This is a genomic window from Elusimicrobiota bacterium (genome assembly GCA_016721625.1).
GTDB lineage: Bacteria > Elusimicrobiota > Elusimicrobia > FEN-1173 > FEN-1173 > JADKHR01.
Genome location: JADKHR010000001.1, coordinates 2,126,253 through 2,145,649 on the forward strand (window position 1 = coordinate 2,126,253; position 19,397 = coordinate 2,145,649).

A 19,397-nucleotide genomic window follows, 5' to 3' on the forward strand; every position below is an offset into this window, starting at 1 on the left:
CCCCGTTATGAGTTTTCCAAAACGTCGGCTCCGTCGGTTGAGGGCCTCCCCCGCCGTCCGCCGCCTGGTTCGGGAGACGGCGCTTTATCCCCAGGATTTGGTCCAGCCTTTCTTCGTCCGGCCCGGCCGGGGGGAACGGCGCGCGGTGCCAAGCATGCCGGGGGTTTTCCAACTTTCCGTCGACCAATTGGTGAAGGAAGCCCGGGAGACGGCGAAATTGGGGATTCCGGCCGTGATCCTTTTTGGGATCCCGGAGAAAAAAGATGCGGAGGGGCGGGACGCCTCGGATCCGGACGGGATCGTCCAAAGGGCCGTGCGGGCGGTGAAAGACGCCGTGCCGAATCTCCTCGTGGTCACCGATCTCTGTCTTTGCGAATACACCGATCATGGACATTGTGGGATTTTGCGCCCCACCGGAGCCGGTCCAGCGATTGATAACGACGCCACGCTGGAGCGCCTCGCGCAGATCGCCCGCGCGCAGGCAGAGGCGGGCGCCGACTGGGTGGCCCCCTCGGGCATGATGGACGGCGCCGTGGCCGCCATCCGCCGGGCCTTGGACGATGGCGGAAAACAAGAGATCGCGATCTTGGCCTACGCGGCCAAATACGCCTCGGCTTTCTATGGCCCCTTTCGGGACGCGGCGTCGTCCGCTCCCGCCTTCGGCGACCGCCGCACTCATCAGATGGACCCCGCCAACGTTCGGGAAGCCCTGCAGGAAGTCTCTTTGGACATTGACGAGGGCGCCGACATGGTGATGGTGAAACCCGCCTTGGCCTACCTGGACGTGATTCGCCGGGTGCGGGATCAGTTCGACGCGCCGGTGGCCGCCTACAACGTGTCCGGCGAATACGCCATGGTGAAAGCCGCCGCGGCCAAAGGCTGGGTGGATGGCGCGAGGGTGATGGAGGAAATTCTTCTTTCGATCAAGCGCGCCGGGGCCGACGTGATCCTCACCTACCACGCGCGGGAAATGGCGCGCCGGCTCGCCGATCGATGAGGCGGGGTTGGCGGGCGGCCCTCCTCCTTGGCGCCACCGCCTGCGCCCTGCGGCCTGTGGCGCGCCCGCGGGGGGATCCCGACCTGGGAGTGGACGTGCGGTGGTGGGGGCATTCTTGTTTTTCCATCCGGGACAGCGCGGGCCGGGTTTTTTTGCTGGACCCCTTCGACGACACCGTGGGATACCCGCCTCCCCGGGTGAAGCCGGACGCGGTGCTGATCACCCACGACCATTTTGATCACAACGCCGTCCCCCGGGTCCCGGTTTCCGTTCTGGTCCCGGGAGGATCTTCGGCCGCGACCGAGGGCGGGGAATCCCGGCCGGAGCACGAACGACCCGCTCCCAGCCGGCCGTCTTCCGTCGTTCCTTTCCCGGTCGTTCTGACCACGGGAACGGCAACGGCCGCGGGGATCGAAGTCACTGGGTTACTCGCGGACCACGATGACCAGGGAGGACGCCGGAACGGAACCACGCGAGTGTATGTGTGGGAAATGGGCGGTCTTCGTTGGGCGCACCTGGGAGACATCGGCCAAAAGGCCCTTCGGCCGGACCAAAAGGAAGCGCTCGCCGGCGTGGACGTGCTTTTCATCCCCGTGGGCGGCCGGACGACCGTCGACGCGGCAGGCGCGGCCGGTCTTGTCCGGGAAATTGGTCCCCGTATCGTCCTGCCGATGCACTTCGGCACGCCGCGTACACGATTTTTTGAGTTCGATCCCTTGCCCCCCTTTTTGATCCTCTTCGAGCGGGTGAAACGTCTTCCGCCCGGCAGTTTTCATCTTCGAAAGGCGGACCTCCCGCCCGACACCAACGTCTACGTCCCGGCTTCGCCGGACGATGAGAACGTCAAGGAGACCCCGTGAACCGATCCCAAGAATTGTTCCAGCGAGCGAAACAGACCTTTGTGGGGGGCGTGAATTCTCCGGTGCGGGCTTTCCGCGCCGTGGGGGGGACGCCCGTGTTCTTCGACCGGGCCAAAGGGTCCAAACTGACGGACGTCGATGGGAACACCTACATCGATTACGTGGGTTCCTGGGGCCCCATGATCCTGGGTCACGCCCACCCAAAAATCGTGGGCGCCGCCCAACGGGCGCTCAAGAAGGGCAGTTCCTTCGGCGCGCCATCGCCCTTGGAATTGGACCTGGCCGGGCTCGTGCGGGAAGCCTTCCCCCAGGTGGATCTTCTCCGCTTCACAAGTTCCGGGACGGAGGCGTGTCTCTCGGCGCTCCGCTTGGCCCGGGGGTACACGGGCCGCCGTTTGATCGTCAAGTTCGCGGGTTGCTACCACGGCCACGGCGACAGTTTGTTGGTGAGCGCCGGAAGCGGCGCCTTGACCCTCGGCCAGCCGACCTCGGCCGGGGTGCCCAAAGAGCTCGCGCGGCTGACCCTTGTTCTGCCCTACAACGACGCGGCGGCCCTCACCAAGGCCTTCGCCAAGTGGGGGAAAGACATTGCGGCCGTGATCGTGGAGCCCGTGGCCGGCAACATGGGGGTCGTCGTCCCCTCGGTGGGTTTTTTAGAAGCGCTGGCCCGGGTCCCCCGCCGATACGGAGCGCTCCTGATCGTCGATGAGGTGATGACGGGGTTCCGTCTGGCCTGGGGCGGGGCCCAGGGGCTGTTTGGAATCCGCGCGGACCTCACCTGTTTCGGAAAAATTCTCGGCGGCGGACTGCCGGTGGGCGCCTTGGGCGGATCCCGCCGGGTGATGTCGAAATTGGCGCCTTTGGGGCCGGTCTACCAAGCGGGGACGCTGTCGGGCAACCCCGTGGCCATGGCGGCCGGCGCGGCGACGCTCTCTCTCTTGAAACGCGAACCGCCGTACAAAGTTCTCCGGGACCGGGCGGATTCTCTCACCCACGGTCTCCGCGCCATCGGGCGTAGGCACCGCCGGGACATCACGGTGAACGCCGTGGAATCCATGTTCACGCTGTTTTTCACCAAAGGGCCCGTGACCGACCTGGCTTCCGCCGAGGGATCCAATACCCGGGACTTCGGCCGATTTTTCCACGGGATGTTGAAACGGGGGATCTACCTGCCCCCGTCCCAATTCGAGGCCTGTTTCGTCTCCGCCGCCCATTCCCCGGCCGACATCGAGAAAACCCTGGCCGCCGCCGACGCCACCTTTCGGGAGATGTAAAAACCGGCGATCAAGCGCCCTGAGCGGTTTTGAAGCGGATTCCCTCTCCCGCTAGCGGGAGAGGGGGAGGGGATGTTTTCGACGGAAATCCGTTCCTCATCCGCCGCTTCGCAAGCCGTTTTGAAACGGAGGAACGAAGGAAGCGGTGTCGGTTGGGCATTGTGAGCGGCAGGTGCGGTCTGTTTCACCGGAGGTGTACCGATGAATATTTTGTGGTTGTCGGAAAAAGAAGTGGACGGTTTGTTGACGGTGGAGGCGGCGATGCCCCTCGTGGAAGAGGCCTTCGGGCACTTGGCTCGAGGGGAAGCTCAAATGCCGCCCAAGGTCTATTTGGATTTTGAGGAATACGGGGGAGACCTGCGCGCCATGCCGGCTTATATCCCAAAGATTTCCTGCGCGGGGGGGCGCCCCTTCGCCGGGGTGAAAGTGGTCAACTCCCATCCCGGCAACCCCAAACGCGGGCTCCCGACGGTGGCCGCAATTTATGTCCTGAACGATCCCGAAACCGGCATGCCTCTGGCCGTCATGGCCGCCGGGCGGCTCACCGACATCCGCACCGGCGCGGGGGGCGGGTTGGCGGCCAAAACCATGGCCCGGAAAGACTCCACGGTGCTGGGGTTGGTCGGCGCGGGTCGCCAAGCCGCCACCCAGCTGGCGGCCATCCGACCGCTTTTCCCGTTGAAAGAGGTCCGCGTGGCGGCTTTTACAATGGAAGAGGCCCAAACCTTTTGCGCCCGCGAAGCTCGGCCGGGGGGCCCCGTTTTTCGCGCGGTGGGGGTCGAAGAAGCCTGCGGGGCCGACATCGTGGTCACGACGACGCCGGGCCGGGAGGCGGTGGTCAAATCCGCCTGGATCCGGGAGGGGACCCACATCAACGCCGTCGGGGCCGACGCGCCCGGCAAGCGGGAGCTGGAGGTGGAGATTTTAAAACGGGCCCGCATCATCGTGGACAGTCCGGAGCAGGCCCTCCATTCCGGCGAAGTCAATACCGGGATCGACGAGGGAACCCTCACCGTTCGGAACATCGCCGGAAGCCTGGGCGAGGTTTTGATCGGCAAGAAACCCGGCCGCCAATCCGACCGCGACATCACGGTATTCGATTCCACCGGCCTGGCCATCCAAGACGTGGCCGTCGCCGGTTGCATCTACCAGCGCGCCCTCCAGTTGAAAAGAGGACTCACGCTGGAGCTATAAAGCGATTTTCGCGCATCCTTTTTCTCTTAGAAGTGGTTTCCCTCTCCCGCGTGTGACCGCGCTAGCGAGAAATGCCGTGAGGGAACGGCCGGGAAAGGGGATTCCCAAACGCTTCCCTGTTGAATGATGTTAAGGAAGGGAAAAAACTCCATCAAGGACAAAACCATGCCCGACATTAAACCGTTTCGCGCCTTTGTTTACGGCGAAAAATACCGCAAAGCCATTAGACGCCGGGTGTGCCCGCCCTACGACGTGATTTCGCCCGCCGGCCGGGAGGCGTTGATCCAACGGGACCCTTTGAATTTCATACGCGTGGAACTGCCTGCGGGAGACCCGGCCACCCGCTACGCCGAGGCGGCGAAATGGTGGGCGGACTGGAACGCGAGCGGGGTTTTGCGCCGGGCCCCGACCCCCGCCTTCTATGTGTATGAGGCGCGGTTCCGCTCTCCCGTCGACGGCCGCCCGCTGGTCCGGCGCGGATTTTTCGCGGCGCTTAAGGTGGTTCCATGGGGCCAAGGGGTCTTCCCCCACGAAAAAACCCTGCCCACCGCCAAGGTGGACCGTCTTCTTCTTTTCAAAGCGCTCCGCGCCCAAACGAGCCCCATCCAACTTTTGGTGCGGGACTCTTCGGGCCGGATCGAGGCTCTCACCCGCCAACACGCGAAAGGCCGACCCTGGGTTCAATTCAAGGACGAGGCCGGGGTAACCCATCGGGTCTGGGTGTGGAAAAACGACGCTTCGGCCAAAGAACTCCAACGGCTCTTCGCCAAGTCCCCCTGCGCCATCGCCGACGGCCATCACCGCTACGAAACCGCCCTGGCCTACAGCGAATGGGCGCGCCAGGCGTTAAAGAACGGTTCCCCCGCCGCCGACCGGGTCTTGGCTTATTTCTCCTCATCGGACGAAAAGGGTTTGGAGGTCCTTCCGACCCATCGCGCGGTCCCCTGGGAAAAACGAAAGTTCGTGAACCTGGAGAAATGGGGAACCCTTCACCCCGTCAGCGGATTGAAAGCGCTCAAGACCCTCACCGACGGGAAGAAAGGGGCGGGTCTCCTGGAGGTCGGGGTTTACCGCGAGGGAAAATATTATCTCTACACTTTCACCAAAATCCCGAAGGAACTTCTCCGCACCCCCCACGAACGCTTGGCCATGGCCTGCCTCCACGCCGGTCCGCTGAAAGGGTTGGGAAAAGAGGATTTCTTTTTCACCCGCACCCCCGCCGAAGCCGTTAAAAGCGCTAAAAAAAACAAAGGATGGGCCTTCTTCCTGGCCCCCAACACCGTCCAAGAAGTGTTGGCCGTTTCCACCGCCGGGTTCGTGATGCCCCCCAAAAGCACCTACTTCTACCCCAAAATCCCCTCCGGCCTCGTCAGCCACTCTCTCCAAGGGAGTCTCTAGAACGCTGAACGTGGCGGGCCCGTCCAAAAGCCTCCCGCTCATCACCGACGCCAACCTTGAGAAGGCATCCGTCGTTGTCTTCGGGGACATGGTCAATTCCTTTAGAACCAAGATCATAAAACATCATATAGGTATTTTTCATGTTTGTGTTATTTATGGGTTCGTGTTATCATACGCGGAGACCCTTTTCGCCGGGATGAACTGGTTTTCAACTTTGTTACAACTTATTAAGAAGATCTTTCGGTTCGCCGTGCTACCTTATCCCGGTTGAGAGTGAGGGGGAATTCCGCCGAGCCTTTTTGGTGGGGCGGATGGTTAATAAGTTCATTCCATCCCCACGGAATTCCTCACTGCGCTTCACTCCGCGTATCTGATTCTCGGAGGGCTGTCTCTCGGGGGTAGCCCCTTCCTCGGGGGCGGGGTACCCGTGCTTTATGGACAGGATCGTGGGGGGGCCGAACGAAACGATGCCAAACCCTGATCGGCGTTTTCTCGGCAGGAGTCTCCCTTGGATAGGAAACCATTTTGAGGGGCGTGGCCGATTAAAAATGAAGTGGTCAAAAAAGATCATTCAAGAATGTTCAAGGCGGGGTCTGTGGGGTTTGCCCCTCTTTTGGGCGGTTCTCCCCTTAGGGGTTGTCACGGTTCTTGCCGACGCGGAGGAACCTGTTTCGACGGGTACCCTAAGCCTGGCGAACAGTATTGCTTGTGCCTTGGAGAATAACCCGGAAATCCAAATGGCGATTCGGGGAATGGAGGAAGCGAAGTCTCGGTTCGAGGAACGCAAGACCAAAAACTTCCCTAGGCTCCTGGCCCAGGCGGACCTTGAAAGAGGAAGCGGGCCGGCGAGCGATGCTCTCAATTTCAACCAGGCGAGATTGTCCCTGATCCAGCCTCTCTATACAGGGGGGCGGATTCGGGGAGAAGTCAATAAAAACCAAGCCCTTCTAGGTTCGGCCCGAAGCGAAGTGCAAGAGATAAGGAATGACATCGTTTCCCTTGTTAAGCGGACGTACTTTGAAATTCTTGCAACGCGCCAAATCGTGGAGGTCCTGCGCGAGGGCATCGTTCAGTTGGAGAAGGACCACGCGCTGGTGGAAAACCGACTCAAGGCCCGATCGGTCATTCCCTTGGATCTCTTGAGAACCGAAGCCGCCCTTTCGCATCAAAAGCAAGACTTGATTGAAGCCCAGTCCGCACAAAGGCTTGCCGAAATAAAGTTCAACCGCCTCCTGGGCCGGGACCCTCAGGAGTCCGTCCAATTGGAAGATCCCGGGCCGCTTCCTGCCGGAGATTTGGAACCGTTGGAGGAATACCTGCATCGGGCAGAAGTCCATCGCGGTGCGCTCTCTTAATCCCAGGAGGATTTGACCGCCGCTAAAATGGAAATAATTATTGCCCGCGCAGAGAATAGGCCGCATGTGGTTGTGCAAGGTAATTTCGGATACAGCGGCCGCCAATTGTCTTCCCTGGAACAAGACCTGAGCGGACAGCTAAACGCTGTCCTACCGCTCTGGTTCGCCGGCGAATCGAGGCACAGAGTTGGACAGGCCCAATCCGTCCTGGAACAGACGAGAATCTTCGCGGATGAAACCCGGAAACGGGTGGAGGACGACGTAACCGAAGCCTATCTCACCGTTCTCTCGGCCCGCGCTAGGCGGGAAATGGCCAACCGAGTTCTCGAATCCGGGGAAGAGGGCCGACGGGTCGTCGAGGTCCTTTATCGGGAGGGAACGGCCACGACAGAGGACCTCCTAAACGCCCTGTCGGATTGGATCAAGGCCAGAATCGACCGCATCCGAGCAAATGTCGGACTGCTCGTCTCAATTGGAAAACTGGAGCGGTCCGTGGGCGGAACATCGCAGTAGCTGGGAGGGCTATGACGAACACAACGAACGGTAGGGAACAATTGGAGGAGAGGGCCCGGGCCCTTGAAGAGCGGGAGAAAAAACTTTCCACCCTCCAAGAGAGTTTCGAATCACTGATTCCTTTTTTGCGAGAGGATAAGCGGGCGGGGCATGACATCCCGGATATCCGCGAAAGCATGGACGGTGTCCGTCCGGAGGAAACAATCCGCCCCGGGCTCTCACCGGGTCGGCGACTCGGATTAAAATTTCTCGTCGCCATCGCTGTGGCGGCCCTCCTGTTCGTCAAATTCCCATGGACATTGGACGTCCAGGGCGAAGCCCGCCCCTCAACCCGCGCCGTGATCAAAGCCCCTTTCGATGGGGTGTTGGAGGATATCCGTTTTCCTTCCGGAGCACACGTCCGGTCCGGGGACCTCCTGGCCCACATTCGAAGCGCCGACTGGCGGACGGAACTGGAAAAGAAACGGGAACAGATCCGTGTCGTCTTACGCCAAGAAGCCCTTCGGCGGGAGGATGCCCTTCGGCTGGAAGAAATTTACGAACGGACCAAGCGACTATTTGAAGACCACGTCGTCCCTGCTGTGGATTTGGACCGCGCGGACGGGGATCGCCGCCTGGCTTGGATCCAGAGAGGGGAACTGGAGATAGGTAGGAAGGAGCTGGAAGCCCAAGAAGCCCACCTTCACGACATGATCTCCCGCGCGGAATTGCGGTCGCCCACTGCGGGCGTCATCGTCACCCAGAACTTGACCGAGAAAAGAGGTGTATTCTTTGAGACAGGAGACAGTCTTTTCGAGGTCGCTGATCTGAGTCATTTTGTGATTGAAGCGATGGTGCCGGAGAAGCGCCTGTCTCAAGTCAAAGTGGGTCAAAGAGCCAGGGTCCGACTTGAATCTCATGCACGCTGGTTTGAAGGAGCGGTGGCCGGCTTGGCGGATTATTCCGGGAAACCTTTAAGGACACTCGATGAAGTGCTGGCGGAGGGTGGCAATTTCAAGAAGGGCATCATCGTCCGCATTGAATTTCGAGATCCACCGAAGGACATTAAATACGGTATGGATGCCCGCGTGAAAATTCGTTGTCCTCGGGAGAGCCTGTTGAGGAAGCTTTTCGGCGGAGATGATTAATTCGGATGGATGACAACCTGGGAGGGCCCAATTTGGACAAATGTAAAAGAGGATTCGGCGTCCTTGTCCGGAGCGTGAAGAGAATGCTTCTAACACCGTATTGTTTTCTCGCCATGATCCTGGTGTTCGGATTGTTAATCCTTTATATCCGGATCATCACGGTCAACTTCCACGCCATGGGTCCTCTGGCCTTTCTGTGGATGTTCGTTTTTGCTTTTCTCATCATGAATGTCGCACGAATGTTTGTCTGTAGCCTCTATACACTTCTTTTCCCTCCGCCCAAAACTCCGGAACGCTTCCTGTCGGAATTTCCCAGGACGGCGATTCTCTACACCGTCCGGGCGGAATCTTGCGGTCTTTTCGAAAGAATGGAATACACCTTTCGGAACAATTACTGCGGAAATGTCGATCTTTGGATTGCGAGCGGCGATGCCCCCGAATCGTTTTTGGCCTATGAACTCAGTGTCTTGCGTCGTCTCCAGCGACGTTTCGGGGAAGAACGGGTCAAGAGGTTTCACGTCAGCGACCCCGCCAAAAAGAAAAGGGAAATGATGGAACAATGGCTGAAAGAACACGGCCATCATTACCGTTACTTTGTCAATTGCGATGGGGACAGTCTCTTGCCGGAAAACTTTCTGTTGAAACTCTTAAGAAAAGCGGCGCATCCCGCGAACCGAGACGTTGCCATCTTTCAAGCTTCCATCCGGATTGCCAATGCTAAAACTCATTATAGTCACCTCCAAGTGGTTGGAAATAGGATTGGCCTCCGCCTCTATGTGGCTACGGAACAGAATGCCTTTGGCCGCGGTCTCTATTGGGGACACAATGCCCTGGTCCGCATCGATTCTTTCATAGGAGTTTCTATTCCTCCTGGAGTTCTTAGCCATGACATTTGGGAAACCGCCTATTTGGATAAGGCGGGCCAGCGAACCGTTTTTTGTCCGGATGTCGTCAGTTTTGAGGAAGCCCCAGCGAACTACCTGGAATCGCGCAAACGGTCCGCGCGATGGGCCAAGGGAACGTTGCAATCTTGGAAGTTGATCTTCGACGGGGGAATTTCACTTCCCAGCCGGTTCTATGTTTTTGACGGAGTCTATTCCTATCTGTCGAACTTGATTTTTCTCGGTTGGGTCTATTTCGGCATATATCTGGAGAAGACGAGCATTTGGAGCGACATGGTCGGAATGCGGTATATTACGACGTGCGTCGTGTTGTCCATCGTTTTTCTGCACAAACTGGCCGCCGCCCGGGGCGTTCGGGATGTCCTCAGCATTTTCCACGAGATTTTTATTTCCACCATTCTAAGTATGAACAACCTGTTCTATACCTCTTTGGCTCTCCTCCAGATGCCTTTTCATAAGAAATCCGTTTGGGTTCCCATGAAAAAGGATCCACGGGAAACGCTCAGCTTTAAGGACACCTTTCTAAACTTCTGGCCCAGCACGGCTCTCGGAGTCGGAAGCACTTTCGTGGCTTTTCGATTCGCCCCTCAATGGGGGATTTGCTCCATCCCCATGCTGGCCAGTTTTCTGCTTTCCATCCCCACGATCTACTTTACGGCCAAAATCCGAACAGGGGAGCTTTAAATGGAGACGAAAATGAAGCCGCTGTTCCGGTTTCGGGGTTGGGGCGCCGGGCATTCACTCCCGGCGATTAACGCGGTGGAATTGAGGGTTAACGAATCGAGGACTTTAAAGGAGAATCCATGACCCGGCGGCCTTTCGTTTCAATCATCGGTCCTTTCTACAACGAAGAGGATTATATCCGGGATACGCTCTCTTCTCTGGCCGCTCAAGTGGACCATTCGGGGAATCTATTCGACCGTGAGTCTTTCGAGATCATCCTTGTTGATAATAGGAGTACGGACGGCACGTTGGAGGTCATTAAGACATTTTCCGCAGAAAATCCCGGATTAAAATTTAAAGTGCTGAAAGAGATGGAAAAAGGCCATATCCATGCAAGGATCAGCGGTATGCGGTTTGCCATTCATCATCAAAATGGGCCCCATGTGCTTGTCGGAATTGACACCGATACTCTTTTTCCAAAACGATGGCTTCAGTCTCTTCTGGATTGCCTTGAACAAGAGGACGCTTCCGCTTGCGGATCGCCAGGGTATTTCACCGGGGAAATGTGGCTAACGGCGCGCCGCTTATCAGAGCGTTATCTGCGGGAGGTCGGCACTCTCTTCTTCGATCCCGAAACCGTTGAGAAATTGGGAGCAAAAGGGAAAAGATATTTGTTCACACAGGAAGTTTTCAAGGATTTTGAACGTCCTTTTTCCGACTGCGGATTTGCCATCAAGAAAGAGGCTTACCTGAGAGCTGGGGGGTACCGAATCGAACACCAAAAAGCCAACCCGTCGCAGGAACTTCTTGCGGAAGGGTGGAGATTAAAGTTTCAGCTTGACCATCTCGGGGAAAAAGTTTCATACACAGATAAAACATTTTTCACGACAAGTCCAAGGCGCTTTCTGCAAGATTCCGTTGGGATGTTTGACGGAACAACGTATGATACCATGGCGGACTATCGCTCCCGCGTTCGCCAAAGCGATTTCATGAAATTGGACTCCATCGCCGGTAGGCTCAATTTCCGTCATTTACAGGCTTATGTCGTGCGGAATTATATGCTCCTTCCATGCCTGACCAAGGCGCCGCTCCTCCAAAAGAACCGGCGATATTTCGCCGGTTTTTATGACGAACTAGAGGCGGACCTGAAGCGGCTCAGGGATTCTTTGGATTGGAAGGACAGCAATTCAATCTTTGAGACCGGTTACACAGTAACCGAAAAGTACTTTGATAAAGTGTTGAACGTCGTATCCCAATTAGAGTTTAGGGCCTAAAAAGGCTGATTGAATCGCTGGAGGAACCCTTGCGATACCTGATTACAGCGGCTTTGCCTTACATCAACAATGTCCCACATCTGGGTCACATGGCGGGTTCTCATTTGCCCGCGGATATTTTTTACCGTTACGCCAAGATGCGTGGGGATGACTGCGCTTTCGTCGGAGGCTCTGACGAATACGGAACGCCTTCGCTCATGGCGGCGCGCAAGTTGGGCGTTCCGGTCCGCACGTTGGTGGACGCCTTGCACCCCATTCACAAAAACATTTACGACTGGTTCCAGATTTCCTATGACAACTATTCGCGCACCAGCAACGAAACCCATTCAACGACGGTCAACGAGGTCTTTCAACGCATCCTGGAAACGGGCGGCATCGAGGAGAAGGAAATGGAGATGTATTATTGCGTCACGGACGATCAATTCTTGTCGGATCGGTTCGTGAGTGGTAAATGCCCTCGTTGTTTTTTTGAAAAGGCGAACGGAGACCAATGTGAGCGATGCGGAACCTTGATTAACGTCGGCGACCTGATTGAAGCGGCGTGCGTTCTGTGCGGCCGGAACGCGGCCGTAAAAACAACCAGGCACCTCTTCTTCAAACTGAAGGCTTATGAGAAAAAAATTGACAATTTCATCAACGAAAAAAAAGGTCTTTGGAGAGAAACGGTCGTTCACGTGGCGCAGGAATGGTTGAAAGCCGGCTTGCGGGACAGAAGCATCACGCGCGATCTTCCTTGGGGCGTGAGGATTAATCTCCCCGGTTTAGAAAACAAAGTTGTGTATGTGTGGTTTGAGGCCTTGATCGGGTATATTTCGTTCACCAAGGAGCTTGGGGACTCGATCTATAAGAAATTTTGGGAAGATCCGGATGCGCGAGTTGTTCATTTCCTCGGTAAAGACAACATTCCGTTCCACACCGTTTTCTGGCCCGCCATGCTCATGGCTCACGGGCATTTAAATCTTCCTTATTCTGTGTCCGGTTACCAATATCTCACGTTTGAGGGAAAGAAGTTTTCAAAAAGCGAGGGGGTGGGGGTTTTTTGTTACGGGTTGCCAGAGAGTGGAATAGAGGTTGATACGTTGCGGAGCTACCTCACTCAAATATTGCCCGAGAGTAAAGACGCGGACTTCAAATGGGAAGAATATAAAGCGTTCGTGAACAGCGAGCTGATCGGGAAGTTTGGAAACTTTTTTAACCGTGTGATCAGCATGATTCATCGTTATTTCGGTGCAAGCATCCACCTGAAAGAATTCAGCTTGGATCCTCTGGATCAGGAGTTTGTCAAAAGTTGCACGGCAAAAATCCATCTCATTGACGAACTTTTGGGGAAAATCCAAATCAGGGACGCTTACCGTGAAGTCATTAATTTGGCGACGCTGGGAAACCAATATCTCAGCACCAAAGCTCCTTGGGATCTGGCAAAAGCGAATAAAATGGAAGAAGTTGGCCGCACTCTCCATCTGTGTTTGAATTTGGCCAGAGCATTGGCCGTCGTGGCGTTTCCTTTCACTCCGCTGTCGATGGAAAGAGTTTGGGCAGAACAATTGAAAATGCGCGTCGATATTAGGAAATGCTGGGGTTTGGCCGATTCATTGGTCTGTTTGCCTGGCGACCACGAGATCGGGGACCCTCTGCCTCTCTACAAGAAGATCGAAGAAACGGATATTGAGCGATTTCGGCAAAAGACCTCCACCGATTTCAACTTGGAGTCGTTGGTTCGATGAGGGAGCATGAACACAAACGCTGAAAACAGGTTCTTCGGTGTTCACCAGGACATTAGAAAGGTCCTTGGCGTATTCCAGGCGGGCCTCTTAGAAGAAGAAGGGCTGTTGCTTGGATCAGACCTTCCTCGGATCCCGGAGCCCGCTGGGGGTGTTTCGAGTGGGTGGAAGGGGTTGGAAAGATATGGGTGTTTGGACGCACTCCCAAAGGATCCGGAACAGGTCGTGCGCGGGATCGTCCGTGATTTTTTCCCAGGGGCTGTGCGATGGGAGAGTCCTCAGTCCCATTTTAATGTCGGCACGGCGGTGAATGTGGCGGCTTCGGCCGTGTCCATGCTGGCGGGGGCGACAAATATTTATCTAATTAATGATGAACTGGCAGGCAATTCGATCCTGGGCGAAAAGTTGGTCGCCAATATTCTTGCCAAATTGGCGGGTTTAGATCCCATGCGGACATGGGGTATATTTACTTTCGGAGGGACAGGTACGCATCTGTATGGTCTCCGCATCGGATTGCGAAAGGCATGTCCCGAAGCGGACAAGGTCGGGATGCAAGGCAATTGCAGTGTGCTCTTCGCCGAAGACTCCCATTTTGGGAATATGCGAAGTGCGGAATGGCTTGGTGTAGGAAAGGATAATATGACACTCATTAAGGCTCAACCGGATCGGACGACCGATCTGGCTGAGCTTGAAGAAAAGGCCCGTAAAGTTCTTCGAGACGGACGACGATTGGGGTGCATTGTGTTGAACGGAGGAACCACCTATAACCACACAATCGATCCCATACGCCGTGTCGTGGAACTTCGAAACCAGCTGGCGAAAGAGTTCTCTCTTCCCTACAAACCGCACCTCCACGTTGATAGTGTGATCGGTTGGAGTTGGCTCATGTTTCGGGGCTATGATTTTGAGGCAAATCCCTTGGACATACCCACAACCGCTTTGGAGAAGACAAAGAAACAGTACGAACGGATCCGTGACGTTGGGCTCGCGGATTCGTGGGGGGTCGATTTCCATAAAGGAGTTGGTTCTTGCCCGTTGCCTTGTTCCATCGTTATGATCAACGATAACAATGAGTTGAAACATCTTAAACGTGGGCAAGCCGAATTGTTTGCAATGCATCAGCTCGCCTATGAATACAGTGCTTTGAATCCCGTTGATTACACCCTGGAAACCTCCCGCGCTTCGTCCGCCCCTCTGGCGGCCCTCGCTTCATTCCATGCGCTTGGACAGGAGTGGTACCAAAGGCATTTATCGAACTTAGTTCACATCGCGGATTGTGAGCGTCGCGCCATAGACCAACAGTCGGATATGGCCGTTGTCAACCATTTCTCTGACGGGTTCGCTACATTTTTTCGAATCTATCCGAAAACCCTGAATGGGAAAACCACATTTCTCATTGAAAATGAGGAATCCCATACGGAGGCGGCATCTCTCACAAAAGCAATGAACGATTACATCGAGCGTTTTTTCAAATGGGCGAATAAGAATAGGATCGGCAAGGACGGGGGACCCCTCTATTCAAAAAGCAAATGTTTGTGGGTCGGTCCATCGGGGGTCGGGCTTTCCGCATTAAAGCTGTATCCCACATCTCCCTATATTAAGGAAACCGATGCCCACCGGTGCATCGAGGCCATCCGACGCCATAAAGACGAGTTTGACAGGCTAGAGTCCCTGGGTGTTATTTGATAGTGAGGACAACATTCGATAAATGATGGGACTCGATGAAAAACAAATGATTCCATTGCCCACCAATCTCTCTCCTGTGGCGGCTGCATTTCCAACGGCCATGAAGGCAATTTTTCAACGCTTGCACCCAGTTTTTGGTCCTGAGGAATTTCTTTTGTTTGGAGGAGCGGCGATCGATCTTCTGCGTGACCCCACGGCCCCCGTCGCGGATTACGACATAGCGGTGCGGAACCATCCCGCGAAAATTCGAAGATGTAAAGAGGCGTTGGTGCTAAATGGCTTCGATATTGTCGTCAACGAAAGATCGTATTACATACATCGCGATGTGAGGGTGATCTTGGTCGTTGCTAAAAAAGGGGATGAAGTTTTAGACATTAGCTTTCTAGACGATTTTAGCGATATCGGACTATTTGACGTTGAAACCCTCGTGTGTCGGTTCCCCAAAATAGTTGTTCAAGATCCTTTTCACGCTGTCGCCGCGCTTAAACGGCGTGAGGTTCGCTTAATCAGAAGATTGGATCAAGAGGATCCTTTTGTTGTCCTTAGTCGTTTTCTGCATTTATGTTCTAAATATGATTTTCCTATGCATCAGGGTCCCGAACACAAGGGTCTGCAGGAAGAACTTCTTAAGCGAATTCTTCAAAAAGAGCGAAAGTCGTTGTCTCCCAGCGAACGGGTCTCCCCGGCCTCCCATTGTTCAATGGTCTTGCGTTCAATGGCGTCCGCCGCAAATCGTTCGATGTTTTTATTGGATTTGAGCGAGTCCGATTGGTTGGGTTTCACCATGCCGGAACTTAAAGTTCATCTTTTGTCTCTTGGCGAGGCCCGTCGCCCACTGGAAACAGCGCGAGGGAAAACAGATCTGGTGGAAATATTAATTAATTCGATGTCGCCCCGTCTGCGGACCGAATTTTTGCAACGTTTAGAATCATTCCGTCCAAGAGTGTGGGATTTGGAGGATCAAATCATTGTGGATCGGCTCGCCCGCAAAAATTAATTATTTGAGCTTATCACGGATTGTGAAACTCGCGCCAGGGGCTCCACCCCCAGGGCATGGAAGTCATGATCCTGCGCCTCCCGATGAAAGGAGAATTCCCCTATGCCCGGTATCCAGCGGGTTCGGCGATCAGCCAAAGAGCGTAACCAGGATCGCCCGACCCTCTCTCTTTGCATGCTCGTCAAAGATGGTGGACCATCGCTTCAAAAAGGATTGAACCTGGTTTCCCCTTGGGTGGACGAAATTGTCCTTGTTGACAATGGGTCGCGAGACGCGACTTGCCAAGTCGCCGCCCAGCATGGGGCACGAATTCTGCACATGGCGGAAGATCTGCGGGATTTCTCGAAGGCGCGCAATTATGCCTTGGAGGCGGCCACAAAACAATGGATTCTGGTCATCGATGCGGACGAATTCTTACTGCCAGGCGATATAGAAACCATGAAGGGATTTTTAAAAAATCCGCGTTCGGTCGGTTATCGCCTATTCCGTTATAACTATTTTCAAAACGGGGGGTGGTTCTTTAGTCCGCCCGCCTGCCGTCTCTTTCAGAGACATCTGCAAGTGCGGTATGAAAATTGCGTCGACGAGGCCATTGAGCCCACCTTGCGAACGTTGGGGCCGATAGGAACTCTTAATATGAGTCTCCATCACATTGGTTATACGGACCTTACTCACCGCGCGGAAAAAGTTCAGTTCTATCTCGGACTGGCTGAAACCGCATCGAAAGGAAATCCAGAAAATCATGCCGCTTTGTGGCGACTCGTGTTTCGAGCCTTTCTCTTGAACGAACATGGAGAATACGGCGAGGCGGATCATTTGTTAGACCGGTTTTTCGCCATGACCACCGAGGCGGACCTGGCCGCGCAGGGAACCCTGCGCGGCTACATGTTACAAACAAGGGGAAACGAAAAAGAGGCGGAAGCCGCCTATCTTGATGTCTTGTGCACAAAGGGCGGACATTTCAAATTATCCTGTTATAATAAATTGGGTGTTATATACTTCAACAGAGGGGATTTGGAGAAGGCGACCGAGTTCTTTCGTTTGGCCCTTCATCGCGGAGGAGGGGTTCACCCTTTTGTGAATCTTGGGATTTGTCATCTTAAGAAAAGGGAGTTAAACCGCGCGGCCGAGCTTTTTTCTATTGCGCTGGAGGATAATCCGTTCCTTTCTGAAGTTGTTGAATGGAAACGAGTCCCACTCAAAAACGATTACTTTTCTCTCATGCAGGATACTGTCCCAGAAATAGAAATGTTTTACCAGTTCATAATCACAAAGGGGCTACTTGCCCAGAGACATACACAGGAGGGCAACGTTGAAGCCGAAGATCCCGGTTTCGACGGCTCCGATAAATCATCTTTCTGATTCCTGTTGGGAATTTGGCGAAATAGGTCGGCGCCAAGAAAATGCGCTTTCAAGCCTTTGAAAGGGAACAATCAACTATGCCTCGATGGCCACTGGTTTGTACTGCCCCCGTTTCTAGGCAGCCGGGGAACGACTAGTGATGTGGCTGTTGAAGTAGTTTAGCTCAAAAACGTTTGGCGGTATACCGCCGTTCGTTGAATGGGGGTAAAGGGCGTTGTATTTGTCCTCGACCCAGATTCCCAGTTCTTTGAAAAAGACAAACGGGCTCGTCCATTCGCGGAGCCAGACGAGCTCTTCTTTCATGGTGCGGTTGACACGCTCGGTGTCGGCGTTGCCCTTGGGATTGTTGTAGCTGGTGAAGGCTTGATGAATCCCCAGCTCGGAACAAACCTCCATAAACCTCTGGGAGGTGGGCTGACAGCCGTTGTCGCTCATGAGGTGAAGGTCCTGGCCGCGCGCTCCGTGGGGGAATTGGCGGTTGACGGCCATATCCAAGGCCTTAAGCCAATGTTCTGTTTTGGAACGAATATCGGCGTGGTAGCCGACGATCTTTTTGGAATACCAGTCGAGGACAATGACGATGTAGACCCATCCAAAGTTTTGGATGAGGACTTTGGTCATGTCGATACCCCACCATTCGTTGGGGCGAGAGGCTCGTGGTTTGGATTTCATGGGAGTGCGAATAGCCTTCAAGCGTAGATTGGGTTTGACCTGAAGGTTATGTCGACGCATGATGCGCTCGATGCGTTTTTTGTTGACCTTGATTTTGCCGATGCACCGAAGGAAATTCGAAATTCTTCGGTAGCCCCAGAAAGGGTGCTCGGATTTGATCTCTCGAATCGAAGCCAAGAGGTCTTGGTCTCTGAGGTCGACTTTGGGGTAGATCATAGAAGGCCGAATTCGCTTTTTTTTAATTCCATGGTCAACTCCCCGATCATGTGTTTCAATCGGGCATTTTCCCGCTCGAGGGCAAATTCCCGACGGGATTTGTCGGCGATCTCGAAAACAGAGTGGGATTCGGAGAGGAAATGATCCCTCCACTGATAAAACTGCGCCTGAGAGATTTGATGCTCAGCGCAGAGGTCGGCGATGGGTTTTCCTTTGAGGCCCTGTAAAACGATCATGGCCTTGGTTTTGGATTCCCAGTTGCGTCTTTTCATGGCGAATCTCCTTTGTCCGCCACATTTTAGTAGTTCATCAGGCCTTCCTTAAAACGGGGGGCGGTATAGGTTTGATTAGCGGAGAAAGGTCGAATTTATGAAACTTCTTCTTTTTGATCTGGACGGAACGCTCCTCATGACGGGCGGTGCAGGTTTGCGAGCGTTGGATAGAGCCTTTCACACACTCTATGGAATATCGTGCGTTGTTGATGGCGTCTCGATGGCCGGCAAGACCGATCCAGCCATTATACGGCAAGTATTTGAGAAAACTCTCGGACGGCTTGCCGGGAACCGGGATGTGGAGGAGATTGGCGACAAGTACCTGACATTTTTAAACGGAGAGATTAAAAGTTCACCGGGCTACCATGTGATGGAGGGAGTGCAAGAGTTGCTGGAAAACCTCGTCGGCCGGGAGGACGTTTTGTTGGCGCTTGGAACGGGAAATTTGGAACGAGGGGCCAGGATCAAAATGGAGCGGGGTGGGTTGAATCCCTATTTTCTTTTCGGTGGTTTCGGATCGGATGCCGAAGATCGTCGAGAGGTTCTGAAAACGGCAGTGCGGCGCGGAGAAGAACGGGTGAATCGCCCATTTGCGCTGAAGGACATTTTTGTAATTGGCGACACGATCCTGGACGTGCGGGCTGGCAAAGCCATAGGCGCTGTAACGGTGGCGGTGGGGAGTGGCTTCGGACAAGAGGCTGATTTGCGTGCTTCCAGGCCCGACCTCTACATCGATTCATTCCTGAAGGCTGGACTTTTTTATAAACTTCTAAATTAATTCCATTTATTCAATTAAGCTCGTTTACAAAGGGCCGGGCCTTGGGTTCCCTCCGTAGGAGGGATATATCGAAATCATCAAGAACGAACTCCTTCATCAATAGAATCTCGCTTTGGCAAGAGAGCTTGGGATTGTT

At 54.8% G+C, this 19,397-nt stretch carries 17 protein-coding genes; 15 read left to right on the forward strand and 2 right to left on the reverse strand.

The genetic code is table 11. The annotated features are described in order from the left end of the window. Positions 1–7 precede the first annotated feature (7 nt). From hemB to IPP35_09350, 14 genes are all read left to right on the forward strand, one after another. Positions 8–997, forward strand: a complete 990-nt coding sequence (gene hemB / locus IPP35_09285; GenBank protein ID MBL0059283.1) for a porphobilinogen synthase — start codon at positions 8–10, stop codon at positions 995–997. After that, the gene (locus tag IPP35_09290) at positions 994–1,857 is read left to right on the forward strand and encodes an MBL fold metallo-hydrolase (protein ID MBL0059284.1); all 864 of its coding nucleotides are present in this window, start codon (positions 994–996) and stop codon (positions 1,855–1,857) included. Before hemB ends, IPP35_09290 begins: the two co-directional genes overlap by 4 nt. Next, complete coding sequence (hemL, locus tag IPP35_09295; GenBank protein MBL0059285.1) at positions 1,854–3,131, forward strand: glutamate-1-semialdehyde 2,1-aminomutase; 1,278 nt, start codon at positions 1,854–1,856, stop codon at positions 3,129–3,131. The genes IPP35_09290 and hemL overlap by 4 nt, the downstream gene beginning before the upstream one ends. Positions 3,132–3,332: 201 nt before the next feature. Continuing rightward, on the forward strand, positions 3,333–4,325 hold the full coding sequence (gene ala, locus IPP35_09300) for an alanine dehydrogenase (GenBank protein MBL0059286.1): 993 nt from the start codon (positions 3,333–3,335) through the stop codon (positions 4,323–4,325). 165 nt (positions 4,326–4,490) lie between these two features. Further along, positions 4,491–5,723 (forward strand): DUF1015 domain-containing protein, encoded by a 1,233-nt coding sequence (locus tag IPP35_09305; GenBank protein MBL0059287.1) that lies wholly within the window; start codon positions 4,491–4,493, stop codon positions 5,721–5,723. A 602-nt stretch (positions 5,724–6,325) separates the two neighbouring features. Then, the gene (locus tag IPP35_09310) at positions 6,326–7,078 is read left to right on the forward strand and encodes a TolC family protein (GenBank protein ID MBL0059288.1); all 753 of its coding nucleotides are present in this window, start codon (positions 6,326–6,328) and stop codon (positions 7,076–7,078) included. A 27-nt stretch (positions 7,079–7,105) separates the two neighbouring features. After that, entirely contained in the window at positions 7,106–7,591 is a 486-nt protein-coding gene (locus tag IPP35_09315) for a TolC family protein (protein ID MBL0059289.1), read from the forward strand. 11 nt (positions 7,592–7,602) lie between these two features. Further along, the gene (locus IPP35_09320) at positions 7,603–8,718 is read left to right on the forward strand and encodes an efflux RND transporter periplasmic adaptor subunit (GenBank protein ID MBL0059290.1); all 1,116 of its coding nucleotides are present in this window, start codon (positions 7,603–7,605) and stop codon (positions 8,716–8,718) included. Positions 8,719–8,801: 83 nt separating this feature from the next. Next, positions 8,802–10,304, forward strand: a complete 1,503-nt coding sequence (locus IPP35_09325; protein MBL0059291.1) for a hypothetical protein — start codon at positions 8,802–8,804, stop codon at positions 10,302–10,304. A gap of 119 nt (positions 10,305–10,423) precedes the next feature. Continuing rightward, the gene (locus tag IPP35_09330; GenBank protein MBL0059292.1) at positions 10,424–11,557 is read left to right on the forward strand and encodes a glycosyltransferase family 2 protein; all 1,134 of its coding nucleotides are present in this window, start codon (positions 10,424–10,426) and stop codon (positions 11,555–11,557) included. Between the two features lie 29 nt (positions 11,558–11,586). Then, positions 11,587–13,281, forward strand: a complete 1,695-nt coding sequence (metG, locus tag IPP35_09335; GenBank protein MBL0059293.1) for a methionine--tRNA ligase — start codon at positions 11,587–11,589, stop codon at positions 13,279–13,281. 6 nt (positions 13,282–13,287) lie between these two features. Beyond that, positions 13,288–14,964: a hypothetical protein gene (locus IPP35_09340; protein MBL0059294.1), complete on the forward strand. Its 1,677-nt coding sequence runs from the start codon at positions 13,288–13,290 to the stop codon at positions 14,962–14,964. Between the two features lie 22 nt (positions 14,965–14,986). Beyond that, positions 14,987–15,961, forward strand: coding sequence for a hypothetical protein (locus IPP35_09345; protein MBL0059295.1), 975 nt, complete (start codon positions 14,987–14,989; stop codon positions 15,959–15,961). Between the two features lie 102 nt (positions 15,962–16,063). After that, positions 16,064–17,323, forward strand: coding sequence for a glycosyltransferase (locus tag IPP35_09350; protein MBL0059296.1), 1,260 nt, complete (start codon positions 16,064–16,066; stop codon positions 17,321–17,323). 114 nt (positions 17,324–17,437) lie between these two features. Here the strand turns inward: IPP35_09350 and IPP35_09355 are convergent, their stop codons facing one another. Continuing rightward, positions 17,438–18,211, reverse strand: a complete 774-nt coding sequence (locus IPP35_09355) for an IS3 family transposase (GenBank protein ID MBL0059297.1) — start codon at positions 18,209–18,211, stop codon at positions 17,438–17,440. Continuing rightward, positions 18,208–18,483: a transposase gene (locus IPP35_09360; protein MBL0059298.1), complete on the reverse strand. Its 276-nt coding sequence runs from the start codon at positions 18,481–18,483 to the stop codon at positions 18,208–18,210. The genes IPP35_09355 and IPP35_09360 overlap by 4 nt, the downstream gene beginning before the upstream one ends. Positions 18,484–18,580: 97 nt before the next feature. Here IPP35_09360 and IPP35_09365 point away from each other — a divergent pair, with 97 nt between their 5' ends. After that, positions 18,581–19,261: an HAD hydrolase-like protein gene (locus tag IPP35_09365; protein ID MBL0059299.1), complete on the forward strand. Its 681-nt coding sequence runs from the start codon at positions 18,581–18,583 to the stop codon at positions 19,259–19,261. Positions 19,262–19,397: the final 136 nt, after the last annotated feature.